This window comes from Pinibacter aurantiacus (assembly GCF_019130065.1).
GTDB classification, from domain to species: domain Bacteria; phylum Bacteroidota; class Bacteroidia; order Chitinophagales; family Chitinophagaceae; genus Pinibacter; species Pinibacter aurantiacus.
This window is the reverse complement of record NZ_JAHSPG010000018.1, coordinates 228,890-245,520: the sequence shown is the minus strand read 5'-3', so window position 1 is coordinate 245,520 and position 16,631 is coordinate 228,890. Positions and strand designations below refer to the sequence as shown.

The 16,631-nt window shown below is 43.7% G+C and carries 7 protein-coding genes; all 7 read right to left on the bottom strand.

The window, feature by feature from the left end; translation table 11 throughout:
- Positions 1 to 2: 2 nt before the first annotated feature.
- The 7 genes from KTO63_RS24715 to KTO63_RS24685 all read right to left on the bottom strand — a co-directional run bounded on the left by KTO63_RS24715 (position 3) and on the right by KTO63_RS24685 (position 16,530).
- A complete protein-coding gene (locus KTO63_RS24715) occupies positions 3 to 2,522 on the bottom strand; it encodes a glycoside hydrolase family 95 protein (protein WP_217794722.1) in 2,520 nt (839 codons plus the stop codon).
- A 14-nt stretch (positions 2,523 to 2,536) separates the two neighbouring features.
- Positions 2,537 to 3,541 (bottom strand): pectinesterase family protein, encoded by a 1,005-nt coding sequence (locus KTO63_RS24710; RefSeq protein ID WP_232373332.1) that lies wholly within the window; start codon positions 3,539 to 3,541, stop codon positions 2,537 to 2,539.
- Positions 3,542 to 3,641: 100 nt separating this feature from the next.
- Complete coding sequence (locus KTO63_RS24705) at positions 3,642 to 5,279, bottom strand: glycoside hydrolase family 28 protein (protein ID WP_217794718.1); 1,638 nt, start codon at positions 5,277 to 5,279, stop codon at positions 3,642 to 3,644.
- 26 nt (positions 5,280 to 5,305) lie between these two features.
- Positions 5,306 to 6,217 carry an alpha/beta hydrolase gene (locus KTO63_RS24700; protein ID WP_217794716.1) on the bottom strand — a complete coding sequence of 304 codons (912 nt, stop codon included), beginning with the start codon at positions 6,215 to 6,217 and terminating at the stop codon, positions 5,306 to 5,308.
- A gap of 98 nt (positions 6,218 to 6,315) precedes the next feature.
- Positions 6,316 to 8,226, bottom strand: coding sequence for a RagB/SusD family nutrient uptake outer membrane protein (locus KTO63_RS24695; RefSeq protein ID WP_217794714.1), 1,911 nt, complete (start codon positions 8,224 to 8,226; stop codon positions 6,316 to 6,318).
- Between the two features lie 176 nt (positions 8,227 to 8,402).
- Positions 8,403 to 11,720, bottom strand: coding sequence for a SusC/RagA family TonB-linked outer membrane protein (locus KTO63_RS24690; RefSeq protein ID WP_217794712.1), 3,318 nt, complete (start codon positions 11,718 to 11,720; stop codon positions 8,403 to 8,405).
- A 424-nt stretch (positions 11,721 to 12,144) separates the two neighbouring features.
- A complete protein-coding gene (locus KTO63_RS24685; protein ID WP_217794710.1) occupies positions 12,145 to 16,530 on the bottom strand; it encodes a hybrid sensor histidine kinase/response regulator transcription factor in 4,386 nt (1,461 codons plus the stop codon).
- Positions 16,531 to 16,631 lie beyond the last annotated feature (101 nt).

The window sequence follows — 16,631 nt, the reverse complement described above, 5'->3', positions numbered from 1 at the left end:
ATTTATTGAGCTTTAAACAAATAAGTTTTTCCTGGCTCTGTTGCCACATCGTATTCAAAAGTTTTCTTCAACTTAAGATCAATTTGTGTCGCCTTCTCTGAAACAAGCGGCTGCTTGATCGGTTCCACTTCGAACAGCGGGTTTTTATTTTCGCCATTCGCTTTGCCCAGTTTAAATTTACCATCGGCAACAATCTCATCATACACACGCAATCTGCAGTTGCCGCCAATTTTAGATGTAACTTTTAACGTATTGATCTTTCCATTTTTCCACGATATGTCAACCACAAATCCTCCTCTTGTTACGAGACCTTTCACAGTACCATTTGGCCAGACATCAGGCAATGCAGGAAGCACATGAATAGCGCCATCCTGTGATTGCACAAGCATTTCAGAGATCCCTGACACGCAACCAAAGTTGCCGTCGATTTGAAAAGGCGGATGCGCATCAAACAGGTTTGGATAGGTGCCACCGTTTTGTCCGGTAGTTTCAACCGGTGCGGGAGACAGTTGATCTGCAATCAATTTGTATGCTCTGTTACCATCCAATAGTCTTGCCCACCAGTTTACCTTCCACCCCATTGACCAGCCTGTTGATTTATCTCCGCGATATACCAATGATTGACGTGCGGCATTAAACAATTGCGGATTGCGGTAAGGTGAAATCTGGTTACTTGGAAACAGACCATATAAATGTGAAATGTGGCGATGCTTATCATCTTTCCTGTCCCAATCTTTCAACCATTCCTGCAACTGGCCATACTGGCCCACCTGCATGGGAGGAAGTCTTTTTATCATCGTCTTCAATGTATCGGCAAAGGCGTTATCAGTGTTCAACGTGTTAGCAGCATGTATTGCATTTGACAAAACATCAAAAACAAGTTGATTGTCCATCGTGCCGCCTGCTGTGACGCCAACGCTTTTTCCGTAAGTATTTTCAGGAGACATCGATGGCGCTACGACCATCCATTTGTGTGTTGGCTCTTCCTGTAATACGTCTACAAAAAACATAGCGGCACCTTTTAATACCGGGTAAACATTTGTAAGAAAATCCTTGTCTCCTGTATACAAATAGTGATACCATAAATGTTGCGTGAGCCATGCACCACCCATTGGCCACATGCCATAAAAGCCGCCGTCTACAGGGCCTGTGATGCGCCACTGATCCGTATTGTGATGTGCATTCCATCCACGGGCATGATACATTTCCGATGCACTTTCTTTACCGGTGACAGAAAGATCTTTTATGAGATCAAACAAAGGCTGATGCAATTCGCTAAGATTGGTGGGTTCAGCGGGCCAGTAGTTCATTTCAGTATTGATATTGATCGTGTACTTGCTATCCCATGCCGGATTCAACTTATCGTTCCATTTGCCCTGCAACGTAGTTGGTGCAGTGCCGGGCTGAGAACCGGAGATCAGCAGGTATCTGCCAAACTGAAAGTACAATGCAGCGAGTTGGGGATCTGGTATTGAATTGAATTCTGCAACTCTCACATTCGTTGGCTTTTTGCTTTGCGCAGTTGAACCAAGATCGAGTGAAACCCTGTCAAAAAAACTGCTGTACTTATTAATGTGTGCCGTCTTTAGCGCATCATAGTTTTTCGTAAGTGCGTTTGCCAAATAACCCGATGTGACCGCAGATGCATTTCCACTAATATCGTGATAGTTCTTAAAATTCGTACCAATGCTGATGTATATGGTTGCCGCGTCAACGCCTGTAAGCACAAGGCTTGTGTCAGTCATGCTAACTTTGCCACCTTCAACTTTCGGCAATACCTGTGTTTCAAAACTTACCTTTCCCTGCTTGTTATCAACACTGCTCGTCATTCCTGTAAGAATCAATTCATCATTCTTTACTTTTACCTGGCTTACTTTATGTGGAGTGTTAAGGCTTAGTGTACAGTTGATGCTTTTAGGTTTGCTGGCAGTCAGCCGCACGATGATAACTCCGTCCGTTAGTGACGCAAACATTTCTCTTTTAAAACTCACGCCGTCTATTTCATAAGTAACAGATGCAAGAGCGTGTTGAATATCAAGATCACGATAGTACTTCGTTGCGTTCTCGTGGCCGGAAAAATGAATGATCAAATTACCAACGGGCTGGTATTGCATGCCATAGTTACCATCCTTCGGCGCTTGTCTTGGAAATGTCCTGTTAGAAAGATCCTGCGCGTCTTTATATTTTTCTTCAAACAAAAATTTACGGATCTGTACGATGCTATCGTAAACACCCTTGATGATGTTATTACCCGGTTCACCAGCCCAAACAGATTCTTCATTTAACTGTAAACGTTCTTCTGCTGCCCCTCCAAATACCATGGATGCGAGACGCCCATTGCCAATAGGCAGTGCCTCATTCCAGTTGGCTGCGGGCTTGTCGTACCATAACGTGTAGTTGCTTTGCGCAACAGTTTTATCGATATTCAAAGCAAGTAGAATGACTACTACACCAAGTGTCTTCCCCGCATTCCACATAGCGTTTCGTTTGTTTCCTGTTGTTGATTGTTTGTTCCTCGTCATGAATAAATGCCTTTTTATTTCGCCGTAATATTTCCCTGACCATACGCCGGCTTCCAACCTTTAAAAATATTTTCTATCGTGTATTGTTTTGCCTCGTTCTTGCTAAGTACATGACTCCATGCAACGCGTTTCTCCGTGTTGGCCCCGGCCCCAGTATTGTTGAACTCTGCGTAGAAAGCTGTTGCTTCATTTTCTGCTTTGCCCCAATTATGCCAGCCTTCGGGCCTGATGTTGCGATCCATCTCACAATCCATAAAAACAACTTTAGCATATGCTCGCCACGGTCTGCCAAGATAGGTGCGTTTGACACTGCTATCTGCAATCAGTTTGCAATGCTGAAACACATAGCCAAACTGCTGTTGCTGCGTTGTAGAAGCTGCTGTTATAAAAGATTCAACAAGGCTTTTCAGTGTGCAGTTTTGAAAAACTGCCGTTGCATTCCCAAAAATAAAATCGGTAGTCCCTTCTATGTAGCAGTTCACAAAGTATTGCCTGGCCGTATCATTAGCGGTTAGCAATGTATCCTGGTTGCCGAGCAAATTGCAGTTCTCCATTTCGAACCTGTCACCATCTACATGCAGCGCGACTGCCTGTCCCACGCGGCCAGCGTTGTTTGAAATAGTTATGTTTTTTACGGAAATGTCGTTGCCATGGACGTACATGGTGTAAGAATTAAAAGTGCCGAATTTCGTTTTATCCGCCACCGTATCAGCATTCATAAACTTGCCTGAGTAATCCCCGTTCACAATGATGGTTCCTTCTTTGCTTTCGCCAACAAAAGAAACATTGGTTACCCATGCCGGCACTACAATTTTCTCATGATACACTCCGTTTTTAATATTAATGGTAATGTGTTCCGGAGAATAAGCACGCACTGCATCGATGGCAGATTGAATGGTTTTATAATTGCCGCTTCCATCAAGTGCCACAGTGAGCACTTTGGGGTAGCTGGTTGTTTGCGCTGTGCTGTCTATTGATAAAAACATCATTATCAGTAGCAGAAAAAAATATGATTTCATAATCTTCATCTCTTTTTTATTTTAAATATCGATGCATTTTGCGGCGATCATGTACAGACAAGGCAATGCCTTGTCTCTACGCACCCCGCAAATCTTCAAATCAATTCACAACCGTAATCGCTTTTGCATTCGCACCTTTTACAAACGATGCTATGGTTTTAACCTTCGATGCATCTGTGTTGCGTAGATTAATATCCTTGCTGTCGGCGCCGTAAATACTAAATAATGTTGCAGACGCGGGGCTGTATTTCAACGCATCTATCGTAATGTCTTTGCTGTTCTCTACATGAATAACAGGATCAGTTTTTTTACTTAACAATGTAACGTTATTCAACTTTATATCAGACGACTCGATGATCTCAGCGCCCTTGTCTGCGTTGAGCAACACGTTGCTGATGCTGATATTTTTCACGGCCATTTCAGGTAGCCCTCTCATGAAAATACCTTTGTCTGCACCATCACAAACGATATTACTGATCTCGAAATTTCTGAATTGCGGGGTGGTAACATTCGCGGCAACGGCTTCCGCCCTTTCACCTTTTTTAGGTGGTGCTGTGAAATAATACATGTCGAAGTAAATGGCTTCATGCACGATATCTTTCATGAAAATATTTCTGCAATAAATATCTTCCACTACTCCTCCTCTGCCCCTTGCTGTTTTAAAACGAAGACCTTTGTCTGTTCCAATGAAAGAGCAACTGTACACGAATATATTTTTAGCACCACCGCTCATTTCGCTGCCTATTACAAAACCGCCATGCGCTTTGTAAACAGTGCTGTTGCGAACAACCATGTTTTCTGTTGGTTTACCACGTTTGCGGCCTTCTTCATCACGACCGCTCTTTATACAAATGCCATCATCACCTACATCGAACGTGCAGCCGTCGATCAAAACATTTTTACAACTCTCCACATCTACGCCATCTCCATTCTGTGCATACTCAGGATTTTTGACGGTAAGATTTTTCAGCGTTAAATCTTCGCACAGCAACGGATGCAGGTTCCACGCAGGTGAGTTTTGGAAGGTCACATCTTCGAGTAAAACTTTCTTACAATCATTCAGCACCAGGAGATTCGGACGCAGATAGTCTTTTATGGCTTCATAATCTTTCAGTGTCTTTCCCGGCGTAATGATTCCATTCAACTTCTCTTCATGCGCCTTTTTTGTTTTTGCAGATGGGTACCATGTGTTACCATCGGCGCTCACCAAACCACCGGAAGCAATTTTCTTCTTCCATTCGCTTTCTGTTAGCCTGTCTCTGCCCACCATGCGCCACGCATCGCCATTACCATCTACAATGCCTTTGCCTGTAATGGCAATGTTTACAAGATGGTCACCAGATATGGGTGACTGATTTCTCGCCGAAGGTGCACCTTCGTAATTACCTTCTACCAGAGGAAACTGGTTAAAGTCTTTTGTAAACTGCAAAATGGCAGCAGCGTTCAAATGCAGGTTGACATTGCTTTTCAGCACGACCGGCCCTGTTAGCCAAATACCTTCTGGAATCAACACCACTCCGCCACCTTTTTTACTGCAATCGTCTATTGCATTGTTAATGCTCCTTGTATTAAGTGTGATGCCGTCTGCAATGGCTCCATATTTTTTTATATTGAAAGTATCGTTTTTAAATGTTGGCAACTGTGCCTTTGGCAAATTATCCCATGAGTATTGTGCATGTGCCTGCGAATGAACAAGCACGGCAAGTACAAGAAATCGAAAAGTTTTTTGAATCATCATTTTAGTTGTCGTTGTTGTTGTTAAAACTAATGTTCAGTGAATTGCATTTCCTTTAACCATGCTTCCAGCAATGCTTTCCATAATACGGTAGAGCCCGGATTGTTTGTCAGTCCGATGGAATGCGCACCCTGTGGAAATACATGAAAACTGGTCGGGATGTTTTTTTCTAAAAGGGATTGGTAAAAAAGAAGGCTGTTTATAGGGGGCACGGTTTTATCATTGAACGCATCGGCAACAAAACAGCGTGGCGTTGTTGATGTCACCTGCAGCTCCATTGAATATTTATCTGTCATTTCTTTGGATGGATTTTTTCCGAGCAAATTTTCTTTGCTTCCCTTGTGTGCGTTTGCACCCATGCTGATCACGGGCGAAACCAATATCATAAAATCAGAATGAAAGGATACTTTATCGAGACTGTCATTTATTCGCGATACATCATCTTTCAAACAACCCATCATTGCAGCAACGTGTCCGCCTGCTGATGATCCCTGCACGCCAATTTTTGCCGGATCGATTTTCCACTTCGCGGCGTTGGCGCGAATGATGCGCATTGCCCGTTGTGCATCCTGCAAAGGCCCAAGTTCTCTGTGTACAAGATCTGGTGATGTGGGCAACCTGTAATTAACTACAAAGGCGCTAATGCCCATGGAGTTAAACCATTTTGCCAATTGAAAGCCACCGAGATCATAAGTGAGATGATGATAACCTCCGCCTGGAAATATCAAAATAGCAGCACCACTGTTTTCCTCTTTGGCGGGGAAAAAACTATAAAAGCCTGGTGTCCCTACTTGCAAAATCCTATCGTTCACGATGCTATCCTTGAGCTGCAATCCTTTACTGTCAGGCATTTTACCCGATGGCCAAAGCGGTGTAAATTCCTGGCCAAAACAAATGCCACTTATGATCACCACCACTAAAATCAATAACAAGTTTTTCATACTACGGAAGTTGAAAGTGGAGAGTTGAAAGTTGAGAATGGAGAGTGAAGTTTAGAAATAACTCTCCACTCTCAATTCTGAACTCTCCACTAAATAAATTAGTAGCCAAAATTTTGCGGACTCAAATTCGGGTTGACATCGCGTTGTGATTGCGGTATAGGCATCAACTCACTCTGTCCCGTTTTAAAGCCGGACGCTATTGAATTCACGTACGTTACCTGTCCGCTTCCACCCAACCACCACGCCACACGCACTTGTCCTGTTGGAGCTGCTTTGATATCGCTTGGCTTGTAGTAGGAATTAAGGAACGGATTGAAGTCATCAATGTTAGATCTTGCAGGCGTTTTCATGAAGTATAAATAGGTTGGCAACTGTGTTGCATCCTGTGCATAGGCAGGACCATTTTCCATGTAAGAATAAAGCGGCATAACAGGATGGTTGCTTTCTGTTGCAGTGGCCCACGCATTCAATCTTGCCCTTGTTTCGTTAACGGCCGTTGCCAAAAGGTTCCAGCGTATGAGGTCATATTTGCGAACGCCTTCGTTACCAAATTCAAGCATGCGCTCTTTTACCAAAAATTTAAAGAATCCGTCTTTTGTTGTTGGTATAACAGGTGGTGTTTCTTTATAGCTGCCACCGTGACCACGAAGGTTTACTCTGCTCACAGCGTCGATGGCCGCTGCGGTAGGTCCGCCATTGATCTCATTTTCTGTTTCAGCGTACCATAGCAATACATCAGCAAACCTGATCAACGGCCAGCTTAGTTGCATGTTCTGCAACGCGTTGTTTGTAGCCGGTCTGTTTGAAGTAGAGGCACTCCCAGCACTGAAAACAAAACTCGGATTTGACACCCACTCTTTCCTGAATTTACCATCATACACTGCGTTCATGGCATGACCCGTTTTGATGGTGTCAAATGTTATTTCGTAAGGCACACAAGTAACATCTCTGCGCAGGTCTGTAGAATCAAACATGTAAAAGTAGGTTGGCAAAATATTCAGGTTGCCACCACCCACACCATTTACGCGTGTTCCTGTTTGTATACCAAGTTTGCTATCCGCACCATTTGCCATTGATGCCACCATGATGTACTCACCGGCAGGATCGTTTAAGTTATGCGCCAGCAAGTAGTTTTTGAAAAGGTCTTTATAAGAAGACAACAATGTATGCTGCGTTGGGTTAGCAATTAAATCTGCGCATTCATCGTGCGCTATTTTGTAAAAATCCAGATAGTTCGATGGACGAGACAGCGCACCGCCGGAAACAGGTAATGAGTACCCTCCGCGTGTAAGTGCAATTTTTGCACGTAGTGCTTTTGCTGATCCTTTTGTGAAGCGCTGGTCTACAGCATCACCAATAGAAGAAACATCTGTTCTCCATGGCATCAAATCTTCCGCTTGTTTAAGATCGGTCAGCAGTTGATCGTAAATAGAGTCCCTGCTCATGCGTGACTGAAACAAATTGGAAGTATACTGCGAAGGTTGTTTTTGAAATGGAACATCACCAAAGTTGCGGCAAAGTTCGTACATGAATTGTGCCCTCAGCACGTAAGCCTCGCCAAGCATGCGTTTCAACTGTGCCTGTTGTTGTGCACTGCCGATTGTGTACAATTCCATTTTTGGAATATTGTAGATGCAAAGGTTCGCTCTCTCTGCTCCTGTATACATCTGATTAAATGGGTTTGTTATTTGCAAATTGGATGCGATGCTCAAATATTTTGCAAGTAACTGTCCTTCATCTGTCGTGGTCGAGTTTGTACCTTTTATCATTTCATCTGAGTCATAGGCCCAGTAACCACTGATGCGGATGCCGTAGCCATAATCGCCGGTTAGTGAATTATATGAACCCAGCAACGCTTTGCGTGCATTGGTGATGTTATCAAAAACATATTCTGTATCGAAAGAAGAAACGGCTTCGGGTGAAAGAAATTTCTTACAGCCCATCCAGCCCATCACAAGCGCTGATAGCAGCGTGCCCGCGATTACCGTTTTTATATTTTTCCTTGTCATATTGCAAGATTGTTATGATTTGAAATTTGAGAAAGAACGCCCGCCTGAATGACTTTAGTCGGGCAGGCAGATTTTCATGATTGTCATGATCTGCTATGATTTTCATTCGAGAATTAGAAATGCAGAATGCTACATTTCTAATTCCTAATTCCTAATTCCTAATTTCTAATTCCTGTTTAAAGCGCCAGGTTTATTCCCGCCACAAATGTTCTTGATCTCGGATAAGCAGCATAGTCCACACCCGGTGTTGTTGGGTCAGATCTTCTTGTGCTCGCATCCGGATCGTAACCTGTGTAGCCTGTCAGCGTTGCAAGGTTGTTTACGGTTGCATAGATGCGCAGCGTGCTCACTTTCATTCTCTTCAACATTGTTTTAGGAAAATTGTAGCCCAGTGTAATGTTGTTGATCCTTAGATAAGAACCGTCTTCTACAGCATAGCTTTGTGAATAGAAACCATTGATGCTGGTGGATGGGAACCAGATCTTCGCATTTTTATTTACCGTGCCAAGTGTTGCAGGATCTGCACCAATGATGGTTGCAGAAGTACCGCTACCGATCTGACGTTGCACCGGCGCACCCGTTACAGGATCTACCATTCTCCAACGACCGTTGTCAATTGTAGATAAATTCACCTCACTGCCGTATGCACTTGCATATTCAAGTTTGTTTGCATTGAACACCTGGTTGCCATAAACGAAGTTCAGGAAGATGGAAAGGTCAAATCCTTTATAAGCAAATGTCTGGTTAAGACCTCCAAAAAATTTCGGCTGTGCGTGACCAATAATTGTTCTGTCATTGTCCACATCCACTTTGCCGTCTGGTTTTCCACCCGGGCCACTGATGTCTTTGTATTTAGGAGAACCCGGCTGTATAGGATCTGCCAGCAGCGTAGAGTTGTTTGCCACTGTGCTTTTCAACGTGTATTGCGTTGTGTATCCAGGGTAAGTCGCATTGGAGTATGGCTTTGTATCAAAATCATCCAATGTAAAATAGCCATCGTTTACATAACCATACATGGTGCCCACTTCGTCCCCTACTTTCAACACAAAGTCAGCAGGGAAATTGCTACCACTGAACCAGCCTGAGTTTCTAAGCAATTGCTGGTTTGGCCCAAGAGAAGTGATTTTATTTTTGTTAAATGAAATATTGAAGCTCGCGTTGTAGCTAAAGTTTTTGTTGCTGATGATGTTAGCAGACAACTGGAACTCAACGCCACGGTTGCGTGTAGAACCGATGTTCTGAAACTGAGTGGTGTAGCCGGTTGAAGAAGGTATCGCCTGGTTCAGTAACAGGTTGCTTGATTTATTGGAATAAGCATCTACAGTAAGATTAAACCTGTTGAACAATGTGATGTCCATGCCAAGGTTTTGTGCCACCTGGCTTTCCCACATAAGATCGAGGTTACCAAGGTTAGCCGGTGTAAAGATGCCGTTCAACACTCCATTCAAACCATAGCCACCGCTTGTTGGCGCAGTGTATTGCGTTCTGTACGAAAATGGTGTAATCCTGTTGTTACCCGCTGTTCCGTATGAATAGCGGAAACGGAGATCGTTCACTTTTGTGCTGTTGAAGAAATTTTCTTTGCTCACTCTCCATGCTACTGCACCTGATGGGAAATAACCCCAGCTGTGCTCGCTGGAGAAGATGGAAGTACCATCTGCACGTAGTGTGAATTTCGCAAAATATTTTCCACCATAGTTATAGTCAATAGTAGAGAAGAAAGAAGCGAGCGATGTAGGCACTTGTGACGAACTTGGGTTTGGCTGGATGGCACCTGTTGCAGATGCCGCCGCCAGTTGCAGGTTATTGAAGGCCTTATCAGCGGTGATGCCTACAGGGAAATAACGCAGCGTCAACGCATCAGAAGTAACCGTTGTTTTCTGAATTTCCTGTCCCAGCAAAACATTCAGGCTATGCTTGCTGCCAAACATCGCAGGGTTGCTATAGGTTAACACATTTGAATTGGTGAGCTGTACGTTACGGCTGTTTGACAAACTTACAATCGGCTGTTTGTTGTATGTTTTTGCATTGTTGGTCAATGTATCATCAAAAGCCTGGTTGCGTGTAGAGTTCACAGTATAGCCCGCTGTAGAACGGAAGTACAGATTCTTAACGATGTCCACCTGGAAATAACCGTTGAAGTTGAGCTGTGTATTGTATCTGTTTCTTGTTTCTGCATTGGCCAGCAATATCGGGTTCAATACGTTGAAACCATTGCCCGCATTGTTCAGGTCAAGATCGGGATCATAGCTGTCTTCTTCCTCGCCCGGCATGATCAATGGTTTGTAACGCGTGTACTGGCGCAACCTGTTGCTACCTGCTCCTGCGGCATCGGAAGTACCTGCACCCCTGATCCGTTGATCGGTATAGCGGCTGCCAAATCCAAATTTAAAATGATCCGTTGCTTTATGATCCAGTCTGAACTGAAGGTTTTTTCTCTGCATGTCAGAGTTGATCAAAATGCCCTGTTGCTTGTTTGCCGTAAGGCTCAGGTTATAGGTCGTTTTATTTGTACCACCCGATACGCCTACGTTGTAAGAGGACTGGTAGGCATTGGCACCCATGGTGCGCTCCTGCCAATCGAAGCCGGGGTTCATTTTGTATGTTTCAATCGTATCAAAATTGTACGGATCGCGAATGTATTTTTTTACAACGCCGGCCGTATCACCGCGCCACCATGCTCTTTCATACTGATACAATACAAAATCATAAGGCCCCATCATATCTATCTTTTGTGCCAGTTGCTGCACGCCCTGGTACATGTTGAAGTTCACGAACGTTTTACCATTTGTATTTTTACCACCCTTTGTAGTGATCACTATTACACCATTCGCTCCTCTTGATCCATAGATGGCAGTGGATGCCGCGTCTTTCAAAACGTCGAGCGATTCAATGTCCTGAGGATTGAGTATGGACAGCGCGTTGTCTGTTGGAATGCCATCCACTACGTACAGCGGTTCGCCACTTTGTGTAATGGAACCACGTCCACGAATGTTGATCACCGCGTCTGCACCCGGCGCGCCTTCGGTCATGCTGATCTGCACACCGGCCAGCTTGCCTTGTAACGCTTCTGCGGCATTGTTGAGTGGGTTGTCTTTCAGGTCCTTTGATGTAACAGAGGAAGACGCCGCAAGCATGTCTTTTTTACGCACCGCCTGGTAGCCGATCACCACGATATCGTCCATGCTGTTGTTTGCCTGCACCATTTTTATACTAATGGGAGTACCGGCTGTTACTACGACTTCTTTTGTAGCATGACCCACAAATGAGATGATGACGGTTGCTTTTTCACCCTGCACATTCAGGGAAAAACTTCCGTCTGTTTTTGAAAGTGTTTGATTTTTGGTTCCTTTTTCAGCGACGCTGGCACCGGAGAGCGGATCGCCTTTCGCATCTGTGATCTTACCGGTTATAATACCCGCCGGTGAGCGATGAGGAACTTTGTTGGAAACAGTGTTTGCATTTACCTGCAACTGTACTGCTAATAATAGCATTAAAAACCGGAAAATTTTGGAGGCTTTTGTTGGGAGTAGCCCGAACGAAAGATAACAGTTCCGAACTGTTTTTTCATAAGCAATTAAACGCATCGTCTTTGCCGTTTGGTTAAAAAATAAGCTTCGTTAGCGAGGGTAGCCAGTGTCGTCATCACCTGGTTTTTACCCGTGACATAAACCTATTTTAAAACCATTGGAAGGGGGTTCAATTATTGACGGAATAGGTTCAAATTTTGGTAACCTGGTATTTTTTATTGAGAATCAATTGTTTGAGAAAATGAAAATTCCGTAGAGACGCATGATAATGCGTCTCAGCCACACCCGAAATCTGACAGTGTGAAATGTGTAACACCTGCATTTAATTTGTTGCATCGAAATTTACAGAGACGGATTTTCATCCGTCTCTACGGGGAACCCGAACATTTCAAATTTTCAAATTTGCCTTCACATACTCGGAAGGCGAAACATTGTATTTCTCCCGGAAACAGGTGCTGAAATATTTTGGATTGTTGAAGCCGACGATGTAGGCTACCTCAGAAATGGTATGCTCGCCGGTATCAAGGTATTGTTTGGCTCTTTGCAAACGCATGTCGCGCACAAACTCTACCGGCGTTAAATTGGTAAGACTTTTGAATTTTTTATAAAAAGTGGTGCGGCTCATGGCCATGCCTTCGGCAACAGTATCTATATTAAAATCGTAGTTGCTCATATTGTCTTCCACAATCTTGATCACCTCTTTCAGGAAGGTTTCGTCCCTTGAAGTAATAATGACCGGTTCCTGTGGGCTGAGTTCTAAAACTGTTTTCTTTTCTACCAGTGATTCAAACAATTTCCTCCGCTGGCGAATCAGGTTATCGATCGAGGCAATGAGGAAACTATTGTTGAAGGGTTTTGTTATGTAATAATCTGCGCCGTACTGAAGCCCTTCGATTTGGCTCTCTATGGAATATTTCGCCGACAGCAATACCACCGGTATGTGGCTGGTATTGACATCATTCTTTATTTCGTTCAACATCTGTATGCCATCCATCACGGGCATCATAATATCACTGACGATGAGGTCAGGAACGAGGGCTATTGCTTTTTCCAAGCCTTCCTTGCCATTTGCTGCTACTTCTACCCTATAAAATTCTCCGAGTTGACCGGTTAAGAAATTACGCAGTTCATTGTTATCTTCTACCAACAGCACCAGTGGCGTCTGCTCTTTATGCTGGTTCTCCGGAACCAGGGAAGACAAGGATGGTTGCTCAACGGCTTTTTCATCACGGGAAACTTTTGCAGGCAGGTCAACAAACGATACCTCTTCGCCCTTGTAATGTTCTTTTCCTGATTGCAGCGTAATGGTTACAGTTAATCCTTCGTCTTTATTGTTTGTCGCGGCAATTTGTCCGCCGTGCAATTCAACCAGTTCTTTGGACAGTGCAAGGCCAATACCAATACCTTTTACGTCCCTACCTGCAGAATGGTCACTGGCGTAAAAGAGTTTAAAAATCTCGTCGAGTTTGTTCTGCTCAACGCCCGGCCCCTGATCGCAAACGGAGATGGAGAAATTCTTTCCATCATTAAGTTTTTTGATCTTTACTTCTATGCGTTTACCGTCTGGTGTAAATTTCAATGCATTGGACAATAGATTGTAAATGACAACATCAAGTTTTTCCGCATCTACCCATGCATAAAGTTCCTGCGGGTCTGCGGCAACGTTGATAGTTATTCTTTTATCTTTTGCAGCTTCCGTAAAATGATCACAGATGGATTGCACGAGTGCTACAATTTCTACGTTAGAAATATGAAGGGTCGTTTTTTTATTTTCCAGTTTACGCAGATCCAGCAACTGGTTGATGAAACGCACCATCCTGTTGGCATTTTTGCGGACAACATTTACATAGGCAGCTCCCTGCTCCGATAAATTTTCTTTGCGCGCCAACTCTTCTATAGGATTTATGATGAGTGTGAGTGGCGTTCTCAGTTCATGGGAAACATTGGTAAAAAAGTTCACCTTCAACTCTGCAAGTTTTTGCTCGAGCGCAATTTTTTGCCGCAAGCGCAGCATTGTCAAAGCTGTTCGTCTGACGAACCATATCAGTATGCCCAATACAATAGCATACAAAAGATACGCCCACCAGGTTTTCCACCATGGTGGTAATATTGTTATGCTTAAACGGCGGTAAGGCGTGTTTGCATACAAATCACTGTTAAGCGTTTTTACTTCGAATACATAATGCCCCGGCGGAAGGTTCGTATACGTTGTTCTTCTTTGCAAGCCGTTGTTGTGCCAGGTTGTATCAAAGCCGAGAAGACGGAACGCAAATTCCTGCCTGTCGCTCGACTGCTGATCAAGTATTGCGTAATCTATACTGATGATGTTTTCATTATAATGCAAGGTGAGCGAATTCACGTAGTTGATATTTTCTTTCAACACCGCGTCGTTGGCGCCGGGGCCCGCATCTTCATTATTGATCTGCAAATTGGTGAGGGCAATTTTTGCAGGTATTCGATATGTGCCGATTCGTGAGGGATCAAATGACAGATATCCTTTGATGGTGCCAAATACAATGTGGCCGTTTGGCAAAATGGTGCAAGCTGCTTCTGAATACCCCACTTTCGGCAGTCCGTCATACGAATCATAACTTCTGATAACGTCCGTTTCCAGGTTGAGCTTGGAAAGGCCATACTCGGTGGCGATCCATAAGTTTCTTTTTTTATCTTCCACACAACTGAGCACATAACCATTTGGCAATCCCTCCTTCGGTGTATAGTTTTTGAACTTCAGTTCTTTCATCGGATCTGCGCCAATCGCAAGCCCAAGGCCGCCTCCGGAAGTGGCCACCCACATTCTATTTTGAGAATCGCGATAAACAAATTGAATGTCGTTATCGCCAAGACTTTGTTTGTCGCCGGGAATTTTTCTATATGCAGTGTAAGAATAAATTTGCCCATGTTGCTCGTTTGCGTCCAGCAACAATAAGCCGTCAGTGGTGGCAATCCAAATGTTGTTCGCTCCATCCAATGCCATGTGGCGAATTTTGCGAAAGGTTTCTTTAGGATAGTTTTGAAACGAATTGCCCGTATGAACAAATTTTACTGAGTCTCCTTCATTTACAATAAACGATAAGCCATTCTCATATGAACCTACCCACACGCGTCCCTTGCGATCTTCCAGCAAGGAATAGATTTCATCGCTAGCTATACTGTTTTGGTCTGCAGCGTTCGGCAGAAAATGAGTAAGCTTGTATTTACTTTGCTCCTTGTCGACAGGCGTTGCTTTAAAAAGGCCGTTTGCCTTAGTGCCCAGCCAGATATTATTACGACTATCCTGCATCATGCAATACACCTGTCCAAAGCCTGCAGCGGGTTCGTTTACAAAAAGACCTGTGACCCATTTATCATTTTGCCTGATATACAGTTTGCCGCTTTTAGCACCTAGCCAAAGCCTTTCTTTATTGTCAAACAAAATCCCCCTGATCTCGTTGTCGGGCTTAAACATTCCGGGCTCTACCAACAGCTGTTGCTTGAATTCATTGGCCTGGGAGATAATTTTAATTACTCCTCTCTCATCCGGCGTGAGCCAAAGCGCACCGAAATCATCGTAATATATATTGTGTACGATATTCGAAAACTTAGGATGACTGCCGTTTTGATTATCCAAAAAATATTCGAACGAGTTCTTTGCCGCATCGAAATAACCAAAGCCTCCACCTTTTAAATTTACCCAAACGATGCCGTTGTTGTCTTCAACAACCGCATACTGGCTGCCATTACTAACAAACGTATTAATATCATTTTTTGAAAAATACTGAAGTCCGCGGCCTTCGCTATACCTGATGATCCCACGCTTATCAGGCTCGATCCAAATATTGCCCTCTCTGTCTTCATAAATGGAGTGCAGCGGTTCGCCTGAGCTGTAATGCAGTTTTTCAACAGTTCTGTCGCCCAGCTTTATTTTCAGTATATCACCTGCGGAAGTTGTCGCGTATAACACATCCATTCTTGCCGAACAAGTCAGTGCATTTAAAGAGCTTTCGGTTATTTTCTGGCGTGAGAATTTCTTTTCTTTCTTGCCATAGGTAACGAGCTCACCTGTTGCCGTACTTATGTATACATGTAAAGAATCTTCTGCAATGGCTGTGAATCTTGTTCCGCTGCCAATGTTCTTATCTATCGGGATGTTTTTGTAGACAGAAGATCCGTTTTTATCAAGGCAGGACAAACCTTGTGAGGTACCTATCCAAATTTTATGTTCACTGTCCCTATAGAAAAAAATGACTGTATTAGAAGGCAAAGAATAATCAGCAGTCGCGTCTTTGTCGTAAATAACAATACCAGCTGTTAAGTCGCCAGATTGCGGAATACAGTAGACGCCCTGCCCTTCGGACTGTACCCATACAAACCCTTCGGAAGCTTCAATGATCTTGTAAAACTGAACTTTCTTTTTACTTTCTTTATTCAGGACCTTGGAAATGGGATAAAAGTCTTCCGTTGCTTTGTCAAAACGATAGAACTGTTTGTCGTAAGCCTTCAACCATAAATGATTTGATTGATCTTCCACGATCTGGTCGATTCTGTCGTTGGTGAGTTGCGACATATCGCCGGCAGAAGATTTGTAGGAGATGAATGTATGGCCGTCGAAACGGTTGATGCCGTTCCAGGAGCCGAACCACATAAACCCCTCATGATCTTTCAACACACAAGTTGCGACATCATGAGATAGTCCGTCTTCGGCGGAATAATACTCGATCTTGCATTTGGGTTGCGCCCAAACACCATTCAGGAAAATAATAAAAGCAGTAGTCAGCAGCAGTCGTACACCCATACAGGCTTCAAATTACAACAATTTGCCAATTTGAAAATTTGAAGATTTGAAAATTGGGGAGTAAGAACGCAGATCTTCATGATTGCCATGATTATTGATGA

What these genes read in the sequence shown, in the direction of transcription:
- KTO63_RS24715 (WP_217794722.1), bottom strand. Translation starts at nt 2,522, where the DNA reads ATGACGAGGAACAAACAATCAACAACAGGAAACAAACGAAACGCTATG.
- KTO63_RS24710 (WP_232373332.1), bottom strand. Translation starts at nt 3,541, where the DNA reads ATGAAATCATATTTTTTTCTGCTACTGATAATGATGTTTTTATCAATA.
- KTO63_RS24705 (WP_217794718.1), bottom strand. Translation starts at nt 5,279, where the DNA reads ATGATGATTCAAAAAACTTTTCGATTTCTTGTACTTGCCGTGCTTGTT.
- KTO63_RS24700 (WP_217794716.1), bottom strand. Translation starts at nt 6,217, where the DNA reads ATGAAAAACTTGTTATTGATTTTAGTGGTGGTGATCATAAGTGGCATT.
- KTO63_RS24695 (WP_217794714.1), bottom strand. Translation starts at nt 8,226, where the DNA reads ATGACAAGGAAAAATATAAAAACGGTAATCGCGGGCACGCTGCTATCA.
- KTO63_RS24690 (WP_217794712.1), bottom strand. Translation starts at nt 11,720, where the DNA reads ATGCTATTATTAGCAGTACAGTTGCAGGTAAATGCAAACACTGTTTCC.
- KTO63_RS24685 (WP_217794710.1), bottom strand. Translation starts at nt 16,530, where the DNA reads ATGGGTGTACGACTGCTGCTGACTACTGCTTTTATTATTTTCCTGAAT.